Genomic DNA, 25,132 nt, shown 5'->3' with positions numbered 1-25,132 from the left:
CGCCGAGTCAGGTGTAACGTGGCGCAACCTCGCGGGGACCGGTAGCGAGGTCGCGGGAGTCCATCCCGCCGTCGACCGACGGTGCGCGCCGGTGACCGCTCAGCGCTGAGCCGCCGCCAGGGCCACGACCTCCGCAGCGGCCGAGTCGACGTTCTCGTTCACGACGCGGTAGTCGAACTCGTTCTGGGCCGCGAGTTCGACACGCGCCGTGCGCAATCGCCGGGCACGCTCCTCGGCATCCTCGGTCCCACGCCCGACCAGACGCTGGACGAGCTCGTCCCAGCTCGGCGGCAGCAGGAAGACCAGGGTCGCCGAAGGATCGGCGGCGCGCACCTGGCGGGCACCCTGCAGATCGATCTCGAGCAGGGCGGTGCCGCCGTCGGCGAGCACCCGCTCGATGGGTGCGCGCGGAGTGCCGTAGCGGTTCTTGTTGTGCACGACGGCCCACTCCAGCAGCTCTCCCGAGGCGACCAGACGGTCGAACTCGGCGTCGTCGACGAAGTAGTAGTGCTCGCGCCTCGACCTCGCCCGGGCGCGGCGCACGGGTGGTGGCCGAGACCGAGAGGTGGATCTCGGGGTAGTTCTGCTTGATGTGGGCGGCGACCGTGCCCTTGCCGACCGCGGTGGGTCCGGCGAGCACGATGAGACGACTGCGGCCTTCACGCGGTCCGGGCTCGGGCCAGCGCGTGTCGAGGTACTGCCGCAGGGCGTCGCGTTGGCGCGTGCCGAGGCCGCCGAGGCGTTTCACCGGCGAGATAGAGAGCGAGGCGAGGATGCGGTCGCGCTTGCTCTCGCCGATCGCGGGGATCGCCGTGAGGAACTCCGTCACGCGCATCGCACCGGCCGCGGAGAGCGGGTCGGCGAGTCCCCGGCGCAGCAGCTCCTGCGGCGAGATGACGCGCGTCGACACGTCGCGCTTGAGCGCGGCGCGCTCGCGACGGGCCTCGACGGCGCGGCGCGAGGCGGCGGCGCGGTCGACCTCGGGTGGGCGACGGGTTTCAGCCATGCAGGGACTCCCGGTAGAGCGCGGCGCGCTCATCGATGCGGGTGGCGAGACGGTCGGGTCCGACCGCGAGGATGCTTCGGCTCTCGTTGGCCACGACGGCCTTCGCGACGTAACCGAAGAGGCGGCGCAGATCGGCAGGGGCTGCCCCCTGCGCGCCGAAACCCGGAGCGAGGATCGGCATGCCCGCCAGAGCCACGTCGCCGAGGCCGAAAGCGGCGCGGTCCACCGTGGCTCCGACGACGACTCCCACGGGACCCAGGGCCCCGGGTGCGCCGATGTTGGCCTGGTTGACGTCGTGCGCCACGCGCGCGGCGACATGCTCGTGATCGCCCACGGCTTGCGCGTCGTCGACGATCGCGCTCTGCAGCGCACGCGCCTCGGGGTTGCTCGTCGCGGTCAGCACGAACGCGCCCTTTCCGTGGTGCACCGCGAGCGACAGCGTGTCGCGCAACGAGTCGGCGCCCATGTAGGGCGACAGGGTCACGGCATCCGCTTCGAGGGGAGCGCCGGGCTCGAGCCACGCGTGGGCATAGCCTTCCATGGTCGTACCGATGTCACCGCGCTTGGCGTCGGCGATGACCAGGAGCCCGGCGTCGCGGGCGCCCGCCATTACGTCCTCAAGCGCGGCGAAACCGCGGGAGCCGTAGCGCTCGAAGAACGCCACCTGCGGCTTGACCACGCCGACCCGCCCGCGGGCGGCCTCGACCACTCGCAGGCCGAACTCGCGCGCGCCCTCGGCCGTGGCATCCAGCCCCCACGCCGACAGCAGCGCGGCGTGGGGGTCGATGCCGACGCACAGGGCGCCGTGCAGGTCGAGGGCGGCGCTGAGCCGCTGTCCGAAGGTGTCGCTCACAGACGCCCCGCGCGATCCACGGCGTACTCCTGGAGGCTGCGCACTCCGAAGCCGTCCTTCATCGCGCCCAGGGCGCTCACCGCGGCGCCGAGCACGGCCATCGTGGTGAACAGGGCCTTGTCGGCGGCCACCGCGGCTGCGCGGATCTCGTACCCGTCGGCACGGGCGGTGCCGCCCGAGGGCGTGTTGACGATCATGTCGATCTCGCCGGCGTTGATCAGGTCGACCACGTTCTGCTGGTCAGACCCCTGCGTCTCGGAGTACTTCTCGACGACCTTGACCCGGATGCCGTTGCGGGCCAGGATCTCGGCGGTGCCCTCGGTCGCCATGAGCTCGAAGCCGAGCTCCTGCAGGCGGTGGGCGGGCAGGATGACGGCGCGCTTGTCGGCGTCGGCGACCGAGATGAAGACGGTACCGGAGGTCGGCATACCGCCGTACGCGGCTTCCTGCGACTTCGCGAACGCCGTCGGGAAATCGCGGTCGATGCCCATGACCTCACCGGTGGAGCGCATCTCGGGTCCGAGGACCGAGTCGACGGTGTGACCGTCGGCGGTGCGGAACCGCTTGAACGGCAGCACGGCCTCCTTCACGGCGACGGGGGCGTCGAGCGGCACGCGCGAGCCGTCCTGCTCGGGGAGCAGCCCCTCGGCGACGAGCTCGGCGATGGTGTTGCCGACCATGATGCGGCTGGCCGCCTTCGCGAGCGGGATGCCCAGGGCCTTCGACACGAAGGGCACGGTGCGGCTGGCGCGGGGGTTCGCTTCGATGACGTAGAGGACCCCCGCCGAGATCGCGAACTGCACGTTCAGCAGACCGCGGACGCCCACGCCCTTCGCGATCGCGAGGGTCGCCTCGCGGACGCGGTCGACCTCTGTGCGACCGAGCGAGACCGGCGGAAGCGTGCACGAGGAGTCACCGGAGTGGATGCCGGCCTCTTCGAGGTGCTCCATGACGCCGCCGATGTACAGGTCGGTGCCGTCGTACAACGCATCGACGTCGAGCTCGATCGCGTCGTCGAGGAAACGGTCCACGAGCAGCGGGAGCCCGGGGCCGATGATCGCCTGGTCGGCGACGCGCACGAAGTAGTCGCGCAGCGCCTCGGTGGAGTACACGATCTCCATGCCGCGACCGCCGAGCACGAAGCTCGGGCGAACCAGCACGGGGTAGCCGATCTCTTCGGCCACGGTGACCGCGCCCTCGACATCGATCGCCGTTCCGTTGCGCGGGGCGACGAGACCGGCCTCGTCGAGCAGGCGCGAGAACAGCTCGCGCTCCTCGGCGAGGTCGATCGCCTCGGGGCTGGTGCCGAGGATCGTGTAGCCGGCGGCCTCGATCCCCTTGGCAAGGCCCAGCGGCGTCTGACCGCCGAGCTGACACACGACGCCGAGGATCCGACCCGACTGGGACTCGGCATGCAGCACCTCGAGCACGTCCTCGAGCGTCAGCGGCTCGAAGTACAGGCGGTCGGAGGTGTCGTAGTCGGTCGAGACCGTCTCGGGGTTGCAGTTGACCATGACGGTCTCGTACCCGGCAGCCGACAGAGCGAACGACGCGTGCACGCAGGAGTAGTCGAACTCGACGCCCTGACCGATGCGGTTGGGGCCCGAGCCGATGATGACGACCTTGGTGCGGTCGGAGGGGGTGACCTCGGTCTCGGCGTCGTACGAGGAGTAGTGGTACGGCGTGAGCGCCGGGAACTCCCCCGCGCACGTGTCGACGGTCTTGTAGACCGGGCGCACGTCGAGCGCGTAACGGCTCTCGCGCACCGCGGCCTCGTCGATCCCGCGGATCTCGGCGATCTGGGCGTCGCTGAAACCGTGCTCTTTCGCCGTGCGGAGGGTCTCGGCATCCAGCTCCGATGCCTCGCCGATGAAGTCCGCGACCTCGTTGATGAGGACCATCTGATCGATGAACCACGGATCGATCTTGGTCGCCTCGAAGGCCTGCTCGGCCGTCGCGCCCTTGCGCAGCGCCTGCTGCAGCACGACGATGCGCCCGTCGGTCGGGGTCTTCGCGATCTCGAGGAGTTGCTCCACCGAGCGCGACTCCTCGCCCCAGTGGAAGCTCGAGCCGCGCTTCTCGAGCGAACGGAGGGCCTTCTGCAAGGCGGTGGTGTAGTTGCGGCCGATTGCCATGGCCTCGCCCACCGACTTCATGGTGGTGGTGAGGGTGGTGTCGGCGGCCGGGAACTTCTCGAAGTTGAAGCGCGGCACCTTCACCACGACGTAATCGAGCGTGGGCTCGAAGCTCGCCGGCGTGACCTTGGTGATGTCGTTGGGGATCTCGTCGAGGCGGTAGCCGATCGCGAGCTTGGCGGCGATCTTCGCGATCGGGAAGCCCGTGGCCTTCGACGCGAGCGCCGAGGAGCGCGAGACGCGCGGGTTCATCTCGATCACGATGATGCGGCCGGTCGCGGGGTCGACGGCGAACTGGATGTTGCAGCCGCCGGTGTCGACGCCCACGGCGCGGATGATGTCGATGCCGATGTCGCGCAGGCGCTGGTATTCGCGGTCGGTCAGCGTGAGGGCGGGCGCCACGGTGATCGAGTCGCCGGTGTGGACGCCGACCGGATCGACGTTCTCGATCGAGCAGACGACCACCGTGTTGTCGGCGGTGTCGCGCATGAGCTCGAGCTCGTACTCTTTCCACCCGAGGATCGACTCTTCGAGGAGCACCTCGTTGGTGGGCGAGTCGTGCAGGCCCGCGCCGCCGATGCGGCGGAGGTCGGCCTCGTCGTAGGCGAAGCCCGAGCCCAGGCCGCCCATGGTGAACGAGGGGCGGACGACCAGCGGGTAGCCCAGCTTCTCGGCACCGGCGAGGAGCTCGTCCATCGAGTGGCAGATGACGGATGCCGCCACGTCGGCGCCCGCCTCGATGACGAGCTCCTTGAAGATCTGGCGGTCCTCACCGCGGTTGATCGCGTCGAAGTCGGCGCCGATGAGTTCGACGTCGTACTTCTCGAGGATGCCGCGCTTGTGGAGCTGGATCGCCGCGTTCAGCGCCGTCTGGCCGCCGAGCGTGGGGAGAACGGCATCCGGCTTCTCTTTGGCGATGATCGACTCGATGACCTCGGGGGTGATCGGCTCGATGTAGGTCGCGTCGGCGAAGTCGGGGTCGGTCATGATCGTCGCGGGGTTCGAGTTGACGAGGATGACGCGCACCCCCTCTTCGCGGAGCACGCGGCACGCCTGGGTGCCGGAGTAGTCGAACTCGCAGGCCTGACCGATGACGATCGGGCCGGAGCCGATGACGAGGACGGAGTTGATGTCGTCGCGCTTAGGCATTCTTCTTGGTCTCCATCGTCGCGAGAACCATCTCGCGGAAGCGGTCGAACAGGTAGTTGGCGTCGTGCGGGCCCGAGGCCGCCTCGGGGTGGTACTGCACGCTGAACGCCGGGATGTCGAGGGCGCGCAGACCCTCGACGACGTTGTCGTTGAGGCCGATGTGGCTCACCTCGACGCGGCCGAAGCCGGCGGGGCTGTCGACGACCTGGTCGAGCGGGGCGTCGACGGCGAAGCCGTGGTTCTGCGAGGTGATCTCGACGCGACCGGTGGTCTTGTCGAGGACGGGCTGGTTGATGCCTCGGTGCCCGAAGGGCAGCTTGTAGGTGCCGAAGCCGAGGGCGCGGCCCAGCAGCTGGTTGCCGAAGCAGATCCCGAAGAAGGGCAGGCCGTCGCCGAGGACGGCGCGCAGCAGCTCGACGTGCTGATCGGATGCCGCGGGGTCGCCGGGGCCGTTCGAGTAGAACGCCGCGACGGGCTCGATCGCGCGGATGTCGTCGATCGTGGCGGACTGCGGGAAGACGTGCACGTCGAACCCGCGGGCGGCGAGGTTCACGATCGTGGACTGCTTGACGCCCAGGTCGAGCACCGCGAGGTTGCCGATGCGCTCGGCCGTCGCCGGGGTGACCTCGACCTCGCTGACCGAGACCTCGGCCGAGAGGTTGCGGCCCGCCATGCCCGGGGCCTCGAGCACGCGGCGCAGCTGCTCGTCGGGAGCGAGGTTCGCCGCCTCGCCCGAGAAGACGCCGCCGCGCATGCTGCCCGAGGAGCGGATGCGACGGGTGACGGCGCGGGTGTCGATGCCCGCGATGCCGACGATCCCGTCCTCTACGAGGGCGTCGTCGAGCGAACGGTCGGCGCGCCAGTTCGACACCATGCGCGAGGGGTCGCGCACGACGTAGCCGGCGACCCAGATGCGACGCGACTCGGGGTCTTCCTCGTTCACGCCGGTGTTGCCGATGTGGGGCGCGGTCTGCAGGACGATCTGACCCGCGTACGAGGGGTCGGTGATGGTCTCTTGATAGCCGGTCATGCCGGTGGCGAAGACGACCTCGCCGAGGGTCTCGCCGCGTGCGCCGTAGGCACGGCCGGTGTAGCGGGTGCCGTCTTCGAGCACGAGGACGGCGGGGTCTCGCGTGAGGCGCGAGGAACTGATCAGGGCGGTCATGCGTCGCTTCCTGTCGTGGTGATGAGGGGACGGATGGCGTCGGCGAGTGCTTTCGCCGAGGCATCCTGGGGTCGGAGGTAGGTGTCGACGACGGTCTCGTCGTCGATGCGCCAGCTGACGCGCGTCAGACCGTCGCGCTCGACCACGCGGTCGATGGCGACGGTGGCTTGAGCGGCGTCCACCAGGCGGTCGCGGTCGAGCACGATGCGGGGCTGGCCTCGGAGGTCGAGCGCGACGCCGGCCGTGGTGACGGTGACGTCGAGGCGGGAGCGGAAGCCGAGACCCTTGATGGCGAGCCGCTCGAGCGGCTCGTCGTGCCGGGTCGTGGCGACGTAGAGCCCCGAGAACACCGCCGTCTCGACGGCGCCTTCGGGCAGCTCCCCCACCGGGGCGGAGTAGCGCGCATCGCGCCGCGTTCGTCGCACCCAGGCCCACGCGAGCAGGGCGAGCAGGACGACGGCCACACCGACCATGACGAGCAGGGCGCCCTCGCGGCTCACGAGAGCGCTCCGGGGGCGTCGAGCACGGCACCGTCGGCGACGGTCGGGATGCCGGCACGCACGGTCCAGCGCACCTCTCCGGGCAGCTCCCGGCCGAGGTAGGGCGAATTCGTGCTGCGTCCCGCGAGATCGTCGAGTCCGAACGCACGCGAGGGGCGCGGGTCGTAGAGCGTGAAGGTGGCGGGCTGTCCCTCGGCCACGGGCGTGCCGTGGCCGTCGAGGCGACCGATGCGCGCCGGGGTCGCCGACATCACCCGGGCGACGTCGGCCCAGGTCATCAGGCCCGTCTCGACCATCGCCTGATGGACGACCCGCAGGGCGCTCTCGAGTCCGACCATGCCGTTGGCCGCGGCCGCCCACTCGCAGGCCTTCGCCTCGGTGGGGTGCGGAGCGTGGTCGGTGGCCACGATGTCGATCGTGCCGTCGGCCAGTCCCTCGCGCACGGCGAGGACGTCTTCTTCGCGGCGCAGTGGCGGGTTGACCTTGAAGCGGGCGTCGTAGTCGCGCACGAGCTCGTCGGTCAGCAGCAGGTGATGCGGGGTGACCTCGGCGGTGACGTTGACGCCGCGCTTCTTGGCCCAGCGGATGATGTCGACCGAACCCGCGGTGCTGAGGTGGCACACGTGCAGGCGCGAGCCCACGTGCTCGGCCAGCAGGACGTCGCGGGCGATGATCGATTCCTCGGCGACCGCGGGCCAGCCGGCGAGACCGAGCTCGGCCGAGACGGCGCCCTCGTTCATCTGGGCGCCCTCGGTCAGGCGGGGGTCCTGGGCGTGCTGGGCGATGACGCCGTCGAACGCCTTCACGTACTCCAGCGCGCGACGCATGATGAGCGGGTCGAAGACGCAGAACCCATCGTCGCTGAAGACGCGGACGCGAGCGCGCGAATCGGCCATCGCGCCGAGCTCGGCGAGACGTTCGCCCCTCTGTCCCACCGTCACGGCACCGATCGGCTGCACGTGCACATAGCCGGCGGCCTCACCGAGGGCGAGCTCCTGCTCGACCACGCCCGCGGTGTCGGCCACGGGTGAGGTGTTGGGCATGGCGAAGACGGTGGTGAAGCCACCGGCGGCGGCCGCCCGGGAGCCGGTCCGGATCGTCTCGGACGCCTCGTACCCCGGCTCGCGAAGGTGCACGTGCAGATCGACCAGGCCGGGCAGGGCGATGAGCCCGTCGGCGTCGACGACCGTGGCGCCCGCGTGCGACAGACCGGAACCGGTCTCGGCGACGACCCCGTCGCGCACGAGGAGATCGGTGGCATCGTGGCCCTCGATGCGCGCGCCGCGCACCAGAAGCGTCTGGGGGGTGGCGTGGCTCATCGGAGGTCCTCTTTCTCGGTGTGGGGCCGTTCGCCCGCCAGAAGCAGGTAGAGCACGGCCATCCGCACGGAGACACCGTTCGTGACCTGCTCGAGCACCGTCGAACGAGGCGAATCGGCGGCTTCGGCGGAGATCTCCAGACCCCGGTTCATCGGACCGGGGTGCAGGACAATGCTACCGTCCGGCAGAGCCTGCAAACGCCGCGCATCGAGACCGTACCGGCGGGAATACTCCCGTTCAGTCGGGATATACGCGGCACTCATTCTCTCGAGCTGGATGCGGAGCATCATGAGGGCGTCCGGACCCGCCGCGATCGCGTGATCGAGGTCGTAGTCGATCTCCACGGGCCACCCGCTGACGTCCTGCGGCACGAGCGTGGGCGGGGCGACAAGGGTGACCTGGGCGCCCAGGGTGTGCAGCAGCCAGACGTTCGAGCGCGCGACGCGCGAGTGCAGCACGTCGCCGACGATCGTCACCCGGATGCCGCTGAGGTCGCGACCGCGGCTGTCGTCGCCGAACAGGCGCTTGCGGATCGTGAACGCGTCCAGCAGGGCCTGGGTCGGGTGCTCGTGCGTGCCGTCGCCGGCGTTCACCACGCCCGCGCTGATCCAGCCGGAGGTCGCCAGGGTCCGAGGAGCGCCGGAGGCTCCGTGGCGGATGACCACGGCATCCGCCCCCATCGCCTGAAGGGTCTGCGCGGTGTCCTGGAGTGACTCGCCCTTGCTGACGCTCGAGCCCTTCGCCGAGAAGTTGATGACGTCGGCGGAGAGGCGCTTGGCGGCGGCCTCGAACGAGATGCGCGTGCGCGTGGAGTCCTCGAAGAAGAGGTTGACGACGGTCTTTCCGCGCAGGGTCGGAAGCTTCTTGACCTCGCGGCGCTGGGTGTCGGCCATGTCTTCGGCGACGTCGAGGATCTGCAGGGCGTCATCGCGCCCGAGGCGCTGCGTGTCGAGGAGGTGCCTCATGATTCGATCGTCACCTCCTCGACGCCGTCGATCTCGGCGAGGCGCACGTTCACGCGCTCGTCACGGGCGCTGGGGAGGTTCTTGCCCACGAAATCGGGGCGGATCGGCAGTTCGCGGTGACCGCGGTCGATCAGCGTCGCAAGGCGCACGGCGGCGGGGCGGCCGATGTCCTGCAGAGCGTCGAGGGCGGCACGGATGCTGCGGCCCGAGAACAGCACGTCGTCGATCAGCACGACCGTCTTGCCGTCGATGCCCCCGGCGGGGATCTCGGTCTTCCGCGGGGACCGCGTGGGATTGCGGTGCAGATCGTCGCGGTACATCGTCACGTCGAGGGAGCCGACCGCGACGGGAGCACCGCCGAACTCGCTGACGAGAGGGCCGATCCGATTCGCGAGCGTGACGCCGCGGGTCGGGATGCCGAGGAGGACGAGTCCCTCCGGTCCTTTGTTGGACTCCAGGATCTCGTGCGATATGCGCGTCAAAGCGCGGGCGATATCGGCATCGTGCATGACGGTGCGCGTATTCATCCGCCGCTCCCTTCTCCGCCTCACGGGACGGGGTTAAAGGTTGCTGTGGTTCTCGGACCAGTCTAGCGGGTGGGCTGGCCGGATGCCGTGGAGAGAAGCTGTGCGGCGGGGGTCCGTATCAGCCGGGTAACTCGGCGACCCCGTCGCCGTCGGCCGCACCAGCGCATCCGGCGAGAAGCGTGCCATGTCATTCGGCTGGCGCCGCCTTCGCAGGACGCGTCAGTCGAGGGTCGGGGTCTGGTCCTCGTCGGCGACGATCTCTGCTTTGAAACCGGCGGAGTTCTCCATCCATCCGGCGTAGTGGGCCGGACCGCCGGCGAACGGATAGCGTTCTTGGTAGAGGGGCCGCCAACCGTGATCCGAGCAGGACGCCATGATCTCGTCGACGCGCGCTCGAGAACCCCCGCGGAATGCCAGGTGGTTCACACCCGGGGCGCGACGGTCGTGATCGGGACGGGACAGATTGGGTGACGTGGTGAGGGTGAGGTAGGACTCCCCCGCGGCCCACGACTCCCCCTCGGTCCACTCGGCGCTGCGCTCGAATCCGAGCTGGTCGAGCAACCACCCCCAGTCCACGCGCGCCACGACCGGGTCGGCGACCCAGACCTCGACGTGATGGAACCCCGGCACGGGTCAGCCAGCGGCGACTTCGGCGGCAGCCCTCTCGGCCTCGGCGCGCTCGCCGCTGGGCGTGGAACGGATCGGGTGCCCCGTCGTGGTCAAGCAGCGACCGCTGGCCAGGTCCCACTTCCAGTCGTGCAGCGAGCACGTCAGCACGCCGTTCTCGATCTTGCCGGTCTTGGTGAGATCCGCGCGCAGGTGCGGGCAGCGGCGCTGAACGGTCCACCCGTCGATCTCGGCATCCTCGGTCTGATCCGACTGCTCGGCGTACCAGTTCTCGACGTACTCGATGCGGTCGCGCGACAGGCACTTCAGGAACGTCGTGAGGAACTCGTTGAACTTGCCCGAACGACCCACCTCGAACTGCATCGACAGGAAGATCGAGTTCGACCAGTCGATCTCGTGGTCGCGGATGTTCGTCGACACGAGGTCGGCGGGGATCGTGTACCAGTAGATGCACTCCTCGCCCGCGTACTCCCGAACCTTCGCCTTGGGGAAGTCCACGACCATGTCGAGCTCGCCGATGCGGAAGCGCACCATGCCGCCGACACCGTTGCGGATCGTGCGGGCACGACGCAGCAGCGGCTCCCACCACTCCTTGATCGCGGCGAGCATCTCCGCCGGGGGGATGACCTCCGCGCGAGTGGCCTCCTCGGCCCGCACCTCTGCCTGACGGCTGTCGCGCTGCTCGGCCAGGTAGTTCCACTTGTCACCGAAGACACGCTCGATCTCGGCATCCGTGTACAGCGTCTGGGTGACGGTGACGTCCGACCCCTGCACCTCGACCTCGGTCCCCGGGAGGAACAGGTAGCCCTTCTGGTCGGGGCGCTGCTCCTTCATGTGCGCGAGGAACTCCCGCTGGTCGGTGAAGATCGAGTCGTTCTCGAGGCCGGTCCCGTTGTAGCGGAACAGCTCCTCGCGCAGGAACATCGGCGGACCGGCCATCGGGAACACGTGCTCGGCGTCCACCTTGTCGATGTAGTACATCGCGCGCTTGTTCTGCGCGTCGCGCTTGAGCTGCGCGAAGTTCTGCTTCGCGTCCTGGGGCAGGTCGTAGACCATGGGCCACCAGATCGCGCCGGAGACCTGGGTGAAGTACGCGTCGGGCTTGCCGAAGTCGAAGAGCTTCTCGAGATCGAGCGGGTGCGAGTCGTTCTGGTTGAGGATCGACGCGGTGCCGTCATCGAGCGACAGGGACGAGTCGCCGATCGGACCGTCGGAGGGGGCGCGCAACGGCGTCACCATGAGCTTCAGCTCGCCGAACTGCAGGGGCACGCCGGCCTCGGTGCGGATGAGGTTCGTGTAGCCGAGCGCGATGAGATCCTGCTCGAGGTCATCGGTCGGGTACTCGGGCAGGAGGACCTTGATGTCCTTCGACACGTACCGCTCGAGCATCGCCGGGTCGAAGTGATCGCGGTGGCGGTGAGAGATGTACAGGAAGTCCGCCTTGCCGAAACGCTCCCAGTCGAGGGCGCGGTTGTCGGGGAAGGGGAACCACGAGCCGAAGAAGCTCGGGCCGATGACGGGGTCGCAGATGATGCTGCCGCCGCGCGTCTCGATGAACATTCCCGCGTGGCCGAGGCCGGTGATCTTCATGCCGCTCCTGTGTCGTTGGCGAACCAGAAGAGTCTACGCGGGGGCGGCTGAACGGGTTCGGGGAGAGCGGGCGGGTCGGCGAAGTCCCGCCTCGGCGCTCACGGCCCCAGCAGCCCCCGGATGTCGTCGGCGTCCAACGATGCCGCGAACGCATCGTCGTCGTCGATCACCGCATCGAACAGCGCAGCCTTGCGCTGCTGCAGGGCCCGCACCTTCTCTTCCACCGTGCCCGCGGCGATCAGCCGGTAGACGAACACGCTCTTCGTCTGCCCGATGCGGTGCGCGCGGTCGATGGCCTGCGACTCCGCGGCGGGGTTCCACCACGGGTCGAGAACGAACACGTACTCGGCCTCGGTGAGGGTCAGACCGAACCCACCCGCTTTGAGACTGATGAGGAACACCGGGGCGTCTCCCCCGCGGAACCCGTCGATCACGTCCCCGCGCCGGGTGGTGGAGCCGTCGAGGTGCGCGTACGACAGGCCCTCGGCATCCAACCTCTGGGCGGCGAGGTCGAGGAACGACGTGAACTGGCTGAACACCAACGCGCGGTGCCCCTCGGCGGCCACCTCGACGAGGCGCTCGAGCAGAACGTCGAGTTTCGCCGACCCGAGGTGCGCGTCGCGTTCGTCGACGAGCCCCGGCGCCAGGGCGAGCATGCGCAGGAGCGTGAGCGAACGGAACACGATGAAGCGCTGCCGATCCAGGTCGTCGAGAAGACCCAGCACCTTCTGCCGCTCGCGCTGCAGCACCCGGTCGTAGAGCTCCTGATGGGCGGGGCCGAGGGGCACGGCGATCTCCTGCTCCTGCTTGGGAGGGAGATCGGACGCCACCACGTCCTTCGTCCGCCGCAGCAGGAACGGCCGCACCCGCCGACGCAGGCGTTCGAGCGTCTTCTCGCGGTTCACGCTCGCCGCCGCGGCCGAGATCGCGGTCGGGGCGTCCGTGGGGAGCTGTTCGATCGCCCGCGTGTAGTCCTCGCGGAACTGACGGATCGAGGGGAACAGTCCCGGAGCGGTGAGAGCCAGCAGGGCCCAGAGGTCGTCGAGACCGTTCTCGATCGGTGTGCCCGTTGCGGCGAACACCGCGTCGGTGGTGAGGGAGGCGATCGCCCGATGGATCCGCGTCGCGGGGTTCTTCACGAACTGGGCCTCGTCGAGCACGACGCCCGCCCAGTGCGGCACGCCGAACTCTTCGGCATCCGTCCGCACGACCCCGTAGGGGGCGACCACGATGTCGACTCCCGCGGCGATCTCGGAGATTGTCTGCGCGCGACGCACCGAGGTGGCTTCGACGACGGCGACCCGCAGGTCGGGAGCGAAACGTGCCGCTTCGTCGCGCCAGGTGGGCAGCACCGACGTGGGGGCGACCACGAGCCAGGGACGGCGCTCGCCGAGGGCGCGCGTGTGCGCCACCAGGGCGAGCAGCTGCAGCGTCTTACCGAGACCCATGTCATCGGCCAGGATGCCGCCCAGCCGGTGCGCGTGCAGCAGAGCGAGCCACGACAGCCCCTCGCGCTGGTACGGCCGTAGCTCGGCACGGAACCCGCTCGGCGTCGGCACCACCGGTACCTCAGTGATGTCGCGCAGAGCCCGCGCCAGCGCACGCCATTCGACGGCGGCCTCGGACTGATCGGCGAGGTCCTCGAACTCCGCCCAGAGTGCGAGATGGGTCCGAGGCAGACGCGGGCCGGTCTCCCACTCGTCGAGAGACGCAGCCTCTTCCAGCAGCTCCCGCAGACGCTGCAGCGCAGGGTGCGCGAGAGAGAACCAGGCGCCGTCCGAGAGCTTGATGCGCGTCCGCCCCCGCGACAGGGCCGAGAACAGCATCCCGAACGGGATCGTGCGCCCCTCGATGGTCACGACGATCCCCAGGTCGAACCAATCGCGGTCGAGGGACTCCACCGCGGTGATGCGCAGCGACGGGTCGCCCCGCAGCTCGCGGAACGCCGGGGCGGTGCCGGTCGTGCGCACCCGCACCTCGCCGAGCACATCGACGGCGGGCAGCACGCGCGTCGCGAAGACGGCTGCATCGGCATCGCGCAAGATCGCGCTCGCCGCGATCGGCAGGTCGGTTGCCGCCGCCCACGCCGTCGCGAACCGCTCACCGATCTGTGCCTCGGCGCGCACTTCGCGTTCGCCGTCGTCTGCGTCTGAGCCGTAGGCGACACGGAGACCGCCGGGATACGCCCAGGTGAGCCGGTAGGTCACGACGTCGTCCTCGTAGCCGACCGCCACCTCGAGCGTCGGGCGTGCCGGCGGAGGGGCCGGAACCCCCGCCCCCACCGACAGGGGCGCGCGCCGAGCGAGTCGGGGATAGACCTCCGCCACGAACTCGGCGGCCTCGGACGGCGGCACATCGACCGGCGGCGCTCCGAGCAGCGACGGCAGCGGTGCGGGCAGATCGACGGCGGCCAGCACGATCGGCACCGGGTCGACGTCGATCGCATAGGCGAACAGCCCCGAGTCACCGATGGCGCGGGCGTGCGCGGCATCCGTCGACCGCCCGTCGAGCTCGAGGGCCGCCGACACGCGCAGTGCTCCCTGACCCACCGCGTCGAGGGCCACACGGGCTGTCGCTTCACGGGCGAGTCGCACACGCTGCTGCGCGTGCATCGGAACGAGAGGGATGCCGAGACCCTCGGCCGCGGCCAGGTGCGGCCACAGCAGGGGCGAGTCGATGGCGTCGAGCGCGACGGTGTCCCCCGACGGGGCGAAGGGACCCGCCGTGCGCAGGGCCTGCGCCAGGGCGTGGAGCTCGGCGAACCACCTCACGTGTGCGGGGTCGAACCGGCGGGAGGACCGCCGGACGGCATCCCACGTGGCATCCGCGCGGATCCACGCGTCACGCGACCCGCGCACGAGGGGGCGGGCGGCCAGCTGCAGGTCGTCCTGCCGTTTCGCCAGCGATCGCGGCGTGACGGGCACCACCGCTCGCGCCTCCCAGCGCGACGGGTCGTAGGCCTCGCGCTGGCGCAGCTCGACGCCGAGGGCGAGCGGCTCGAACGCGGTCCGCGCGCCCTCGGGGACGAGGTCGCGCCACGAGGTCACGGCACGATCCTTCCGCGGACCTCCGACATCGCGGCCGGAACGTCGCCCCCGGCGACCTCTCGGCACGCATAAACGCGATCCGCGTGCATAAACGCGGTGTCCTCGCGTTTATGCGCGCGCAGAGCGTTTATGCGTGGGGTGGGGGCCCCGGGAGGCCACGCGGTGCCGCCCCGGGAGTCGAAACGACGCGACGCGGCCGCCGACGGGAGGTCGGGGCCGCGTCGGAACACGTCGGAAGGGGTCAGGACGATCGCGCGATCCGCGCCAGCACGCCGTGCACGAACGAGCCGGAGTCGTCGGTCGAGAACTCCTTGGCGAGCTCGACGGCCTCGTCGATCGCGACGGCCGTGGGCACCTCGTCGTTGTAGAGGATCTCCCACGTGCCCATGCGCAGCAGCGCACGGTCCACGGCGGGCATGCGCTGCAGCGACCAGTCCTTGGCGAACGTGGTGATCTGCTCGTCGATCGCGTCGCGGTTGTCGATCACGCCGTCGACGATGTCGCGGGCGTAGAGCCACGATGCCTCGCGAGCGGGCTCGTTCGCCGCGCGCTTGGCCTCGGTGGCCAGCATGATCGACAGTTCTTCGCCGCGGACGTCGGCCTGGAAGAGGATGTCGAGGGCGCGCTTGCGCGCCTTGGTACGGGCGCTCAACGTCAGCTGATGCGGCCGAGGTACTCGCCGGTGCGAGTGTCGACCTTGATCTTGGTGCCGGTCTCGAGGAACAGGGGAACCTGCATCTCGTAGCCGGTCTCGACGGTGGCGGGCTTGGTGCCGGCCGACGAGCGGTCGCCCTGCAGGCCGGGCTCGGTGTACGTCACCTCGAGGATGACGGACGGCGGCATCTCGACGTACAGCGGGTTGCCGTTGTTGAGCGCGATCTGGACCTGCTGGTTCTCGAGCAGGAAGTTGGCGGCGTCGCCGACCGTGGCGGAACCGACCGTGATCTGGTCGTAGTCGGCGACGTCCATGAAGACGAAGCCGTCGCCGTCGTTGTAGAGGTACGTGAAGTCGCGGCGGTCGACGTTCTCGGTCTCGATCTTGGCGCCGGCGTTGAAGGTCTTGTCGACGACCTTGCCGCTCATGACGTTCTTCAGCTTCGTGCGGACGAACGCGCCGCCCTTTCCGGGCTTGACGTGCTGGAACTCCACGACGCTCCAGAGCTGACCGTCGATGTTCAGGACGACGCCGTTCTTGATGTCTGCAGTGGATGCCATGAGTGCCGATATTCCGTTTCGTGAGTCGAAGTGGGCGAGAGCCCGACGTCAGAGTCTACGCGATCCCCGCCGTCAGCCGTCGGCCCGCCCCGAGAGGACCTCGACCAGGAGGTCGACGGCGCGGGCGTAGCCGGGCACTCCTTCGCCGATGACGTGCACCACGGCGACGTCTTCGATGTAGGAGAAATGGCGGAAGCTCTCGCGCTCCTTGATGTTCGAGATGTGCACCTCGGCGACGGGAAGGGCGACGGATGCCAGCGCATCCCGCAGCGCGACCGAGGTGTGCGTCAGCCCTCCGGCGTTGATCACGATCCCGGCGCAGTCCAGACGCGCGGCGTGGATCGCATCGATCAGCACCCCCTCGTGATTGCTCTGGATGGCGCGGACCTCCAGGCCGTGCCCGTCGGCGGCCTCCGTCGTCACGCGCTCCACGTCGGCGAGTGTCTCGCGGCCGTAGATCTCGGGCTGGCGCGTCCCGAGCAGGTTGAGGTTCGGGCCGTTGACGAGCAGGAGACGGCGGGGGGTGGTCATGCCAGGCACGCTATCAGCGCCGCCCCTGGGCGCTGAGCCGCACGGGGGCCGTGCCCGCGCCGTAGCCCGTGTACCCGTCGATGCGCTCGACGAACTCGAGGAAGACCTCCCCGATCGTGCGCGTGTAGAAGTGCAGGTACTCCCCCGCGTGGTCGCGGTCGTAGCCCAGATGCAGCTCGCGCAGCTCATCGACAGCGGCATCCGTCATCTCGAAACGCGCCGCGAGGTCGTCGTAGTAGTTGCGCGGCATCGCCAGCGGGACGAAGCCCCGTTCACGGGCGGACCGGGCGAGGGCCCGTACGTCGCTGCACGCGAACGCGACGTGCTGGGGCAGGGCGGCGCCGGCACGCTCGCCGGCCAGGATCGGAGGGGCGACGTTGAGGGGAAGTCGCACCCCACCGCCGGGGGCGCCGAGCACGCGGCTGGCGACCAGTCCCTGCGGCCCCGGCACCTCGGTGCTGCTGTCGACGCGCAGGGCGAAGCCGGCGGTGTAGAACAGCGTGGCTTCCTCGATGGCCTGCCAGGGCTGCGACAGGCTCACGTGGTCGACGCCCACCACGGCACTGGCACGCTCGGGCTCGCCGTGCTCGAACTCGGCGACCCATGCGGGCTCGCCCTCGTCGGCGGCCTGCGCCCAGTAGACCTCGGTGCCGTCGGGGGCGACGGCGCCGTCGAGGCGTTCTTCGCTCGCGTAGGTGCGGCGGTAGGCGCGCGGCACGTGCAGCTCGTCCATGCGCAGGTCCACCGCCTCGGCGTCGTCGACCTCGAGGCCCACCGCGGCCAGCCGTGGCTCCCAGCCGCGCGCGTGCTGCTCGTTGAGTACGAGGCGGGCGTTGCCGGTGGTCCACAGCGTCACCGGTTTCGTACGGTGGCGTCCACGCGAGGTGAACCCGAGCTGACCGAGAAGCTCCTCGACGGCCGAGGTGTCCTCCGCCTTGATCTCGACGAAGTCGACTCCCGAGGGAGCCGCGGAGTCGGGGAGCATCGACAGGTCGTCGCGGTCCACGGCATCCGGGAGCACCCTCGACACGGCGTCTTCGAGCCAGCGCAGCGAACGGCGCGCGTGGCGGGCCGTGCGGCGCGCGTCGGTCTGACGGAAGGTGTCGTTGAACACCTCGAGCGACCACGGACCGGTGTATCCGGCCGTGACGATGCGCGCGGTGAAATCGACCAGGTCGAAGTCGCCCTCGCCCGGGAACAGGCGGTGGTGCCGACTCCACGAGAGCACGTCCATGCTCAGCCGCGGGGCATCGGCGAGCTGGACGAAGAAGATCTTCTCCGGCGGGATGTCGGCGATGGCCGCGGGATCGTGCCCGCGCGAGAGGATGTGGAACGAGTCCAGGCAGACCCCCACGGCGGGGTGGTCGGCAAGCTCGACGATGCGCCACGCGCGGCGGTAGTCGTCGACGAAGCGCCCCCACGCCAGAGCCTCGAAGGCGATCCGGATGCCGTAGCCCCGGGCGAGATCGCCGAGTCGCCGCAACTGCCCGGCCGAGACGGCGTCGTCGTCGATCGTCGCGGTCGCGACGTTGCTGCAGCACAGCACGAGGTCGATTCCGAGGCGGTTCATGAGGCGGAACTTCGCCTCCGCGCGGCGGAGGACCGCGGCGAAGGCCGGCTCATCGACTCCTTCGACGTCGCGCATCGGCTGGTACAGGTCGAGAGCGAGGCCCAACCTGCCGGCGAGGGCGGCGATCTCCTCGGGGCTCTCCGGGGCGGCGAGCAGGTCGGGCTCGAAGATCTCGACGCCGTCGAAGCCGGCATCGGCGCACGCGTGGAGCTTGTCGGCCAGGGTGCCGCTGATGCAGACGGTCGCCATCGAGGTCCTCATGGCGGCCGAATGTACCAGTTAGTACAAACGGGGTCCACTCCCCCGTCCACTAGGTTGGGGCCATGGCCGAGGCACGTCGAGACGCCGAGCGCACCCGCTCCGAGCTGCTGGCCGTGGCGACCGAGGTGTTCGCCGAAGACGGTTACTCGGGTGCCCGCGTCGATGAGATCGCGGCGCGCACGCGCACCACCAAGCGCATGATCTATTACTACTTCGGCAGCAAGGACGGTCTGTATCGAGCCGTGCTCGAAGAGGCGTACCGCGGCATCCGCGAGGCCGAGCGCGCGATCGATGTCGACCACGCCGACCCGGTGGATGCCATTCGCGCCCTCGCCGAACTCACCTACGACCACCACGTCGGCCACGACGCCTTCATCCGTCTCGTCGCTATCGAGAACATCCACCGCGGGGCCTTCATCCGCCAGATCGAGGGCCTGCGGACCCTGTCGCAGCCCGCGAAGGGGCTGCTCGACGAGATCCTCGAGCGCGGTCGCGCGGCGGGGATCTTCCGCGCCGACGTCGACGCGATCGACGTGCACCTCGTGATCAGTTCGTACTGCGTGTTCCAGGTCGCGAACCAGTACACCTTCGGGCACCTCTTCGATGTCGACCTCGCCTCCCCCGACCGACGGACGCACCTGCGCGCGGTCATCGGCGACGTCGTGGTCGGGTGGCTGACGGCGTCCTCGCGCTGAGGTGGTCGGGGTCTTTCGCCCCGGGCGCCGACGGCGGCGAGCAGCTAAGGCATCCGGAATCGATCGTTGACACCGTTTGCGAGGCATGGTTTCCTCTGAACGTACCGGTTAGTACATAACCGCGTCGCGGACACGAAGGAGTACCGTGAACGACGCTCACCCGTATCTCGTCGGCCTCATCGGCACGGGGGTCCTGCCCTCGCTGACGCCGCCGATGCACATGGCCGAGGCTCGCGCTCTCGGGCTCACCTACGTGTACCGCCCTCTCGACCTCACCGCCCTCGGGATCGACCCCGACCGTATCGGCGACGTGCTCGCCTGGGCCGAGCGCCTCGGGTACGACGCCGTCAACGTCACGCACCCCTGCAAGCAGAGCGTGCTCGCCCATCTCGACCACGTCGATCCGGTCGCCGCCGCTCTCGGCGCCGTCAATACGGTGCTGTTCACACCCGCCGGTCGAGTGGGCTACAACACCGATACGACGGGCTTCGCCGCGGCGTTCGGCGACGGACTCCCCGATGCCGGCACCCGGCACGTCGTCCAGCTCGGCGCCGGAGGGGCCGGCTCGGCGGTCGCCGATGCCCTGTTGCGTCTCGGAACCGCGCGTCTGAGCATCGTCGACCTCGACCCCGCTCGCGCGACGGCTCTCGCGGACGACCTGGGCCGGCGTCATCCTCTCGCCGTCGTCGAGACGGCCTCTGTCGCCGATCTTCCCGCGGTGCTCGCCGACGCCGACGGGCTCGTGCACTGCACGCCGGTCGGCATGGCCGAGCACCCCGGCCTTCCGCTCGATGCCGGGCTGCTGCGCCCTGAGCTGTGGGTCGCCGACATCGTGTACCGTCCGCTCGACACCGAGCTGCTCGTCACCGCACGCGAGCGCGGGTGCCGCACCCTCAGCGGCGGACGCATGGCGGTCCACCAGGCCGTCGACGCATTCGCCCTCATCACCGGGACGCGACCCGATCCCGACCGCATGAGCGCCCACTTCCTCGACCTCGTGGCCGCCGACACCCCCGTCGATCCGGCCCTCGCCCGCTAAAGGAGCATTCGTCCATGACCACCACCGCAACGACGCGGAAGACTCCCGTGAGGGCGGCCACCGCCAGCTTCATGGGGAGCGCCGTGGAGTACTACGACTTCTTCCTGTTCGGTTCCGCCGCCGCCCTCATCTTCCCCACGGTGTTCTTCCCCTCGGGCGATCAGGCCGCACTCGTGATGTCGTTCGCGACTTTCGGTTTCGCGTACATCGCCCGGCCCTTCGGCGCCGTCATCCTCGGCCACTTCGGGGATCGCATCGGACGCCAGAAGGTGCTGATGTTCACCTTGCTGCTCATGGGGCTGTCGACCTTCGTCATCGGCTGCCTCCCCGGCTTCGCGCAGATCGGCTGGTTCGCCCCGGTGCTGCTGGTGCTCTGCCGTCTCGCCCAGGGGCTCTCGGCCGCCGGCGAGCAGGCGGGAGCGTCGTCTCTCACCCTGGAGCACGCTCCGGATTCGCGTCGCTCGTTCTTCACCTCGTGGACGCTGACCGGCACCCAGGGTGGACAGATCCTCGCCGCGTTGATCTTCATCCCGGTGGTCGCCCTGCCCGATGACATCAAGTTCTCGTGGGGCTGGCGCGTGCCGTTCTGGCTGAGCGCCGTCGTCGTGGTCGTGGCGTTCTTCATCCGACGGAGCCTGCACGAGACGCCCGAGTTCGAGCAGGCCAAGGCCGACGGCCAGATCGCCCGCATGCCGCTGGTGCCGTTGCTGAAGAACCACTGGCGCGACGTGCTCCGGGTGATCTGCTGCGCGTTCATCGCCGCGGTCTCGACCGTGTTCGGCACCCTCGCGATCGCCTACGGCAAGGAAGAGGGTCTCGACGCGAGCGTCACCCTGTGGCTCGTCGTCGTGGCCAACGTCGTCGCGCTGTTCACGCAGCCGCTGTTCGGCACGCTCGCCGACCGCATCGGACGCAAGCCCGTCTTCATCTACGGCGCGCTGTCGTCGGCGGCGTTCATGCCGTTCTACATGCTGTCGATGGGCGCCGGGAACAACCTCGTCACCTTCGGTCTGGCGATCCTCACGTTCTCGTGCGGATACGCGGCGGCCAACGCCGTGTGGCCCTCGTTCTACGGCGAGATGTTCAGCGTCCGCGTCCGCTTCTCGGGCATGGCGATCGGCACCCAGCTCGGCTTCCTCATGGCCGGTTTCGCCCCGAGCATCGTCGCCGCCCTCGGCGGCGGATCGGCCGGCGGCTGGGTCGTCATCAGCGTCTTCACCGCCGTCATCGCCGTGATCGCCTCGGTGAGCGCCCTCACCGCCCGCGAGACGAAGGACGTCCCGACCGATCAGCTCGGCCTCGCCGCTGAGCGCCGCGCTCCTGCGACGGTCTGATCGGCTCGCGAAAGCCCCGTCCTCTCCGGAAGGCGGGGCTTTCGCGCGCACGGGTGATCTCGGAAGACCGCGCTCGACGTCGGGTTCGCGAGGGAATCAGGACCGGATGCCACCGCCTCGGCACTCGCGCGCCTCATCGATCCGGAGACTCGCAACGGGTTCGAGGAAGCGGGCGGGGTGTTCCGATTTCGGCGCGGGAATCCGACCTGCGTGCGGACGTCGGCGCAGCGGCGCGCGCGTCAGAGCGTGCGCAGCGACCGGCTCATCGCGAGTTCGGCGCCGATCGGCCCCGTGAACGTCTCGCCGGTCGGCTCGAATCCCGCGCGCCGGTACACGGCCTGAGCGCGGGCATTGTCGACGTGCACGTCGAGTGACAGTGTCTCGAAGCCCTGTTCGGCGCTCCAGCGCGCGGCGGCGTCGAGAAGAGCGTCGATCGCTCCGCTCCCCCGCGCCTCGGGGGCGACGTACACGCCGACGATGTCAGCGCGCCCCGTGCTCAGCCGCCGCGCCGTGTGGTCGACATCGCCCGCACGGCGAACCAGCACGGTCAGCGATCCGACCCACGCGTCGCCGTCTTCGGCCACGAACATCGCCGCGGCCTGCCCCGCGGCACCGCCCGCCGCGCGCTCGTCCCAGAAGGCCGAGTCGCGCTCGAGCTCCTCCTCGCGGGTGGTCAGGAAGGCGATGGATGCCACCGGGTCTCCGACCGCGCGCAGTCGTAGCTCGCGCACGCGGGCACCCTCATCCGCGCGCACGCGGCGCACGGCGATGCTCACGCACCGACCTCCTGATACGCCGCGAAGAGCAGCGATTCGTCGGGCGCCTGCAGCACGGTGGGACGCGCGAGGTCGTCGAGCACGATGAAGCGCAACATGCTGCCCCGACTTTTCTTATCGCGCTGCATGGTTGCCTTCAGGGTCTGGAACGCCCCGGCGCGGTACGTCGTCGGAAGACCCAGAGACTCCAGCACCGTGCGGTGGCGCTGAGCGACGTCATCCGAGAGCCGCCCCGCCAGGCGCGACAGCTCGGCGGCGAACACCATGCCGACCGAGATCGCCGCGCCGTGACGCCAGCGGTACCGCTCGGCGTGCTCGATCGCGTGTCCCAGCGTGTGCCCGTAGTTGAGCACCTCGCGCAGTCCGGCCTCTCGCAGGTCTTCGCCGACCACGCGCGCCTTCATGTCGATCGCGAGTTCGACGCAGCGACGGAAGCCGTCTCCGCGGGGGTTCACGATCCCCTCCGGGTCGGCCTCGATGAGATCGAGGATCTCCGGATGCCAGATGAAGCCCGCCTTGACCACCTCGGCGAAGCCGGCGGTCGCTTCGTTCTTCGAGAGCGTGTCGAGCAGGTCGAGGTCGCACACCACGGCGACCGGCGGCCAGAATGCCCCGACGAGGTTCTTGCCCTCGGCGGTGTTGATGCCGGTCTTGCCGCCGACGGCGGCATCGACCATCCCCAGCACTGTCGTGGGCACCTGCACGAGAGCGACGCCGCGCAGCCAGGTCGCGGCGACGAAACCGGCGAGGTCGGTCACCGCGCCGCCGCCGAACCCTACGACGACGTCCGTGCGGGTGAAGTCGGCCTGCCCCATGACCTGCCAGCAGAACGCCGCGACCTCGACGCGCTTTCCGGCCTCGGCATCCGGGATCTCGGCGAGCAGCACCTGACGATCGCCCACGAGCTGGGCGCGAAGCTCTTCGGCCTGCTTCGCGAGCGTCGGCGGGTGAACCACCAGCACCTTCTGCGCCGCCGCGGGCAGTGCCTCGCCGAGCGAGGCGAGAAGGCCCCGTCCGATCGTGATGTCGTAGCCGGGCTCGCCGGCGACGCTGATGGTGGTGGTGTCGGTCATACCGTCTCTCCGGCCGGCACACGGCGTGCCCAGGCCACGATGTCGTCGACGACCCGTGCGAGCGGGCCGGACGAGGTGTCGAAAGCGATGTCGGCGGTCTGCTCGTACACGGGCCGCCGTTCTTCGAAGATGCGCTGCCAGCGCGCGACGGGGTCTTCTCCGCCGAGCAACGGCCGTTCGTCGCCGTGGATCCGGGATGCCACGACGTGCGGCGCCACGGTCAGCAGCACGACGCGGTGCTCGCGCAGGCGCGCGCGCGTCAACGGGTCGAGGACCGCTCCCCCACCGAGCGCGACCACTCCGCCGCGGGCCAGGGCCTCGACGACCGCCTCGCGCTCGAGGGCGCGGAAGTGCGGCTCGCCGTGGGCGACGAACAGCGCCGGGATCGGGCCGTGGTCGCGGACGACGAGCTTGTCGGTGTCGGTGAAGGGCGTGCCCAGCGCTCGCGCCACGCGGCGCCCGACGCTGGTCTTTCCCGCGCCCATCGGACCGATGAGCACGACGGCCGAACCCGCGTTCGGCTGCTCAGGCGAGGTCATGCGCGAGCAGCGCCGCGTCGGACGCGTCGGTCGTGCGCAGCGTCTCGGGGAGGTTCGCGAGGTACGTCTCGACGTTGCGGCGGGTCTCGACGATGTTGTCGCCGCCGAACTTCTCGAGCACCGCGTCGGCGAGGGTGATCGCGACCATGGCTTCGGCCACGACACCGGCCGCCGGAACCGCGCAGACGTCGGAGCGCTGGTGGTGGGCGGCGGCGGTGTCGCCGGTGGCCACATCGACCGTGCGGAGGGCCTTGGGGATCGTCGCGATCGGCTTCATCCCGGCACGCACGCGCAGCACGGTTCCCGTGGACATGCCGCCCTCGGTGCCGCCCGCGCGGTCGGACGACCGCGTGATCCCGTCGCCCGTGGCGAACAGCTCGTCGTGTGCCTGCGATCCACGGCGGGTGGTGGTGAGGAAGCCGTCGCCGACTTCCACCCCCTTGATCGCCTGGATGCTCATCAGCGCCTGAGCGAGCTTGGCATCCAGTCGACGATCCCACTGCACGTGGGAGCCGAGCCCCGGCGGAAGGCCGTAGGCGAGGACCTCGACGACACCGCCGAGGGTGTCGCCCGTCTTCTTGGCGTCGTCGACCTCGGCGACCATGGCCGCGCTCGTCTCGGCGTGGAAGCAGCGCAGCGGATCGGCGTCGAGGCGGTCGACGTCGTCGGGCGTGGGGAACTCCGCGTCGTCGGGGACACGCACGGGGCCGATCGAGAGGGTGTGGCTGACCAGGCGGATGCCGAGCTCGTTGAGGAACGAGCGGGCGACGGCACCCAGTGCGACGCGCGCGGCCGTCTCGCGGGCCGAGGCGCGCTCGAGGATGGGCCGGGCTTCGTCGAAGCCGTACTTCTGCATGCCGACGAGGTCGGCGTGGCCGGGACGGGGGCGCGTGAGAGCGGCGCCGCGGCCGCGCGAGCGGTCGGACAGCTCGACGGGCTCGGGGCTCATCACCTCGGTCCACTTCGGCCACTCGGTGTTGCCGATGCGCAGGGCGATGGGGCTTCCGATCGTGAAGCCGTGCACGATGCCGGTGGACAGCGACAGCTCGTCCTCTTCGAACTTCATGCGCGAACCGCGACCGTATCCCAGGCGACGGCGCGCCAGTTCGGCGCGGATCTGCGCCGAAGAGATGGGGACGCCGGCCGGCATCCCTTCCATGAGGGCGATCAGCTCGGGGCCGTGGGACTCGCCGGCGGTGAGAACGCGAAGCATGGT

21 protein-coding genes and 1 pseudogene are annotated in these 25,132 nt (G+C 70.0%); 3 read left to right on the top strand and 19 right to left on the bottom strand.

The genetic code is table 11. The features are described from left to right. Positions 1-99 precede the first annotated feature (99 nt). The 15 genes and pseudogenes from gmk to QE454_RS14225 all read right to left on the bottom strand — a co-directional run bounded on the left by gmk (position 100) and on the right by QE454_RS14225 (position 18,460). Positions 100-1,006: pseudogene (gmk, locus tag QE454_RS14295) on the bottom strand (guanylate kinase). After that, positions 999-1,859, bottom strand: coding sequence for an orotidine-5'-phosphate decarboxylase (gene pyrF, locus QE454_RS14290; protein WP_307460345.1), 861 nt, complete (start codon positions 1,857-1,859; stop codon positions 999-1,001). Before pyrF ends, gmk begins: the two are co-directional and overlap by 8 nt. Next, positions 1,856-5,143 carry a carbamoyl-phosphate synthase large subunit gene (gene carB / locus QE454_RS14285; RefSeq protein ID WP_307460347.1) on the bottom strand — a complete coding sequence of 1,096 codons (3,288 nt, stop codon included), beginning with the start codon at positions 5,141-5,143 and terminating at the stop codon, positions 1,856-1,858. Before carB ends, pyrF begins: the two co-directional genes overlap by 4 nt. Beyond that, positions 5,136-6,308, bottom strand: coding sequence for a glutamine-hydrolyzing carbamoyl-phosphate synthase small subunit (gene carA / locus QE454_RS14280; protein WP_307460350.1), 1,173 nt, complete (start codon positions 6,306-6,308; stop codon positions 5,136-5,138). The genes carB and carA overlap by 8 nt, the downstream gene beginning before the upstream one ends. After that, positions 6,305-6,808, bottom strand: coding sequence for a hypothetical protein (locus QE454_RS14275; RefSeq protein ID WP_210075167.1), 504 nt, complete (start codon positions 6,806-6,808; stop codon positions 6,305-6,307). The genes carA and QE454_RS14275 overlap by 4 nt, the downstream gene beginning before the upstream one ends. Next, positions 6,805-8,127: a dihydroorotase gene (locus QE454_RS14270; RefSeq protein ID WP_307460356.1), complete on the bottom strand. Its 1,323-nt coding sequence runs from the start codon at positions 8,125-8,127 to the stop codon at positions 6,805-6,807. The genes QE454_RS14275 and QE454_RS14270 overlap by 4 nt, the downstream gene beginning before the upstream one ends. After that, positions 8,124-9,092, bottom strand: coding sequence for an aspartate carbamoyltransferase catalytic subunit (locus tag QE454_RS14265; protein ID WP_307460360.1), 969 nt, complete (start codon positions 9,090-9,092; stop codon positions 8,124-8,126). Before QE454_RS14265 ends, QE454_RS14270 begins: the two co-directional genes overlap by 4 nt. After that, a complete protein-coding gene (gene pyrR / locus QE454_RS14260) occupies positions 9,089-9,619 on the bottom strand; it encodes a bifunctional pyr operon transcriptional regulator/uracil phosphoribosyltransferase PyrR (RefSeq protein WP_210075161.1) in 531 nt (176 codons plus the stop codon). Before pyrR ends, QE454_RS14265 begins: the two co-directional genes overlap by 4 nt. 219 nt (positions 9,620-9,838) lie before the next feature. Beyond that, positions 9,839-10,249: a VOC family protein gene (locus tag QE454_RS14255; protein ID WP_307460365.1), complete on the bottom strand. Its 411-nt coding sequence runs from the start codon at positions 10,247-10,249 to the stop codon at positions 9,839-9,841. A gap of 3 nt (positions 10,250-10,252) precedes the next feature. Then, complete coding sequence (locus tag QE454_RS14250; RefSeq protein WP_307460368.1) at positions 10,253-11,836, bottom strand: Rieske 2Fe-2S domain-containing protein; 1,584 nt, start codon at positions 11,834-11,836, stop codon at positions 10,253-10,255. 98 nt (positions 11,837-11,934) lie between these two features. Beyond that, positions 11,935-14,883, bottom strand: coding sequence for a DEAD/DEAH box helicase (locus QE454_RS14245; protein ID WP_307460373.1), 2,949 nt, complete (start codon positions 14,881-14,883; stop codon positions 11,935-11,937). A 241-nt stretch (positions 14,884-15,124) separates the two neighbouring features. Further along, entirely contained in the window at positions 15,125-15,535 is a 411-nt protein-coding gene (gene nusB, locus QE454_RS14240; protein ID WP_307460376.1) for a transcription antitermination factor NusB, read from the bottom strand. Positions 15,536-15,537: 2 nt separating this feature from the next. Continuing rightward, positions 15,538-16,098 carry an elongation factor P gene (gene efp, locus QE454_RS14235; protein WP_307460379.1) on the bottom strand — a complete coding sequence of 187 codons (561 nt, stop codon included), beginning with the start codon at positions 16,096-16,098 and terminating at the stop codon, positions 15,538-15,540. Between the two features lie 72 nt (positions 16,099-16,170). Continuing rightward, positions 16,171-16,629, bottom strand: a complete 459-nt coding sequence (locus QE454_RS14230; RefSeq protein WP_307460381.1) for a type II 3-dehydroquinate dehydratase — start codon at positions 16,627-16,629, stop codon at positions 16,171-16,173. 13 nt (positions 16,630-16,642) lie between these two features. Beyond that, positions 16,643-18,460, bottom strand: a complete 1,818-nt coding sequence (locus tag QE454_RS14225) for a sugar phosphate isomerase/epimerase and 4-hydroxyphenylpyruvate domain-containing protein (RefSeq protein WP_307460384.1) — start codon at positions 18,458-18,460, stop codon at positions 16,643-16,645. 62 nt (positions 18,461-18,522) lie between these two features. On the opposite strand from QE454_RS14225, the gene QE454_RS14220 reads away from it, so the two are divergent. From QE454_RS14220 to QE454_RS14210, 3 genes are all read left to right on the top strand, one after another. Beyond that, positions 18,523-19,155: a TetR/AcrR family transcriptional regulator gene (locus QE454_RS14220; RefSeq protein WP_210075148.1), complete on the top strand. Its 633-nt coding sequence runs from the start codon at positions 18,523-18,525 to the stop codon at positions 19,153-19,155. A 145-nt stretch (positions 19,156-19,300) separates the two neighbouring features. Next, positions 19,301-20,194: a shikimate dehydrogenase gene (locus QE454_RS14215; RefSeq protein WP_309668716.1), complete on the top strand. Its 894-nt coding sequence runs from the start codon at positions 19,301-19,303 to the stop codon at positions 20,192-20,194. Positions 20,195-20,208: 14 nt separating this feature from the next. Then, the gene (locus QE454_RS14210; protein ID WP_210075144.1) at positions 20,209-21,528 is read left to right on the top strand and encodes an MFS transporter; all 1,320 of its coding nucleotides are present in this window, start codon (positions 20,209-20,211) and stop codon (positions 21,526-21,528) included. Between the two features lie 239 nt (positions 21,529-21,767). Here QE454_RS14210 and QE454_RS14205 read toward each other — a convergent pair whose 3' ends face one another. From QE454_RS14205 to aroC, 4 genes are read right to left on the bottom strand one after another with little or no spacing between them, the layout of a single operon-like run. Then, positions 21,768-22,304: a GNAT family N-acetyltransferase gene (locus tag QE454_RS14205; protein WP_307460387.1), complete on the bottom strand. Its 537-nt coding sequence runs from the start codon at positions 22,302-22,304 to the stop codon at positions 21,768-21,770. Next, positions 22,301-23,377, bottom strand: coding sequence for a 3-dehydroquinate synthase (gene aroB, locus QE454_RS14200; RefSeq protein ID WP_210075141.1), 1,077 nt, complete (start codon positions 23,375-23,377; stop codon positions 22,301-22,303). The genes QE454_RS14205 and aroB overlap by 4 nt, the downstream gene beginning before the upstream one ends. Beyond that, positions 23,374-23,916, bottom strand: a complete 543-nt coding sequence (locus QE454_RS14195; protein ID WP_307460389.1) for a shikimate kinase — start codon at positions 23,914-23,916, stop codon at positions 23,374-23,376. The genes aroB and QE454_RS14195 overlap by 4 nt, the downstream gene beginning before the upstream one ends. Beyond that, positions 23,903-25,129, bottom strand: coding sequence for a chorismate synthase (gene aroC, locus QE454_RS14190; RefSeq protein ID WP_210075137.1), 1,227 nt, complete (start codon positions 25,127-25,129; stop codon positions 23,903-23,905). The genes QE454_RS14195 and aroC overlap by 14 nt, the downstream gene beginning before the upstream one ends. Between the last annotated feature and the right edge of the window lie 3 nt (positions 25,130-25,132).

Source organism: Microbacterium sp. SORGH_AS_0454 (assembly GCF_031453395.1).
Classification (GTDB): domain Bacteria; phylum Actinomycetota; class Actinomycetes; order Actinomycetales; family Microbacteriaceae; genus Microbacterium.
The sequence above is the reverse complement of the archived record's forward strand: the minus strand, read 5'-3'. Positions and strand labels throughout refer to the sequence as shown.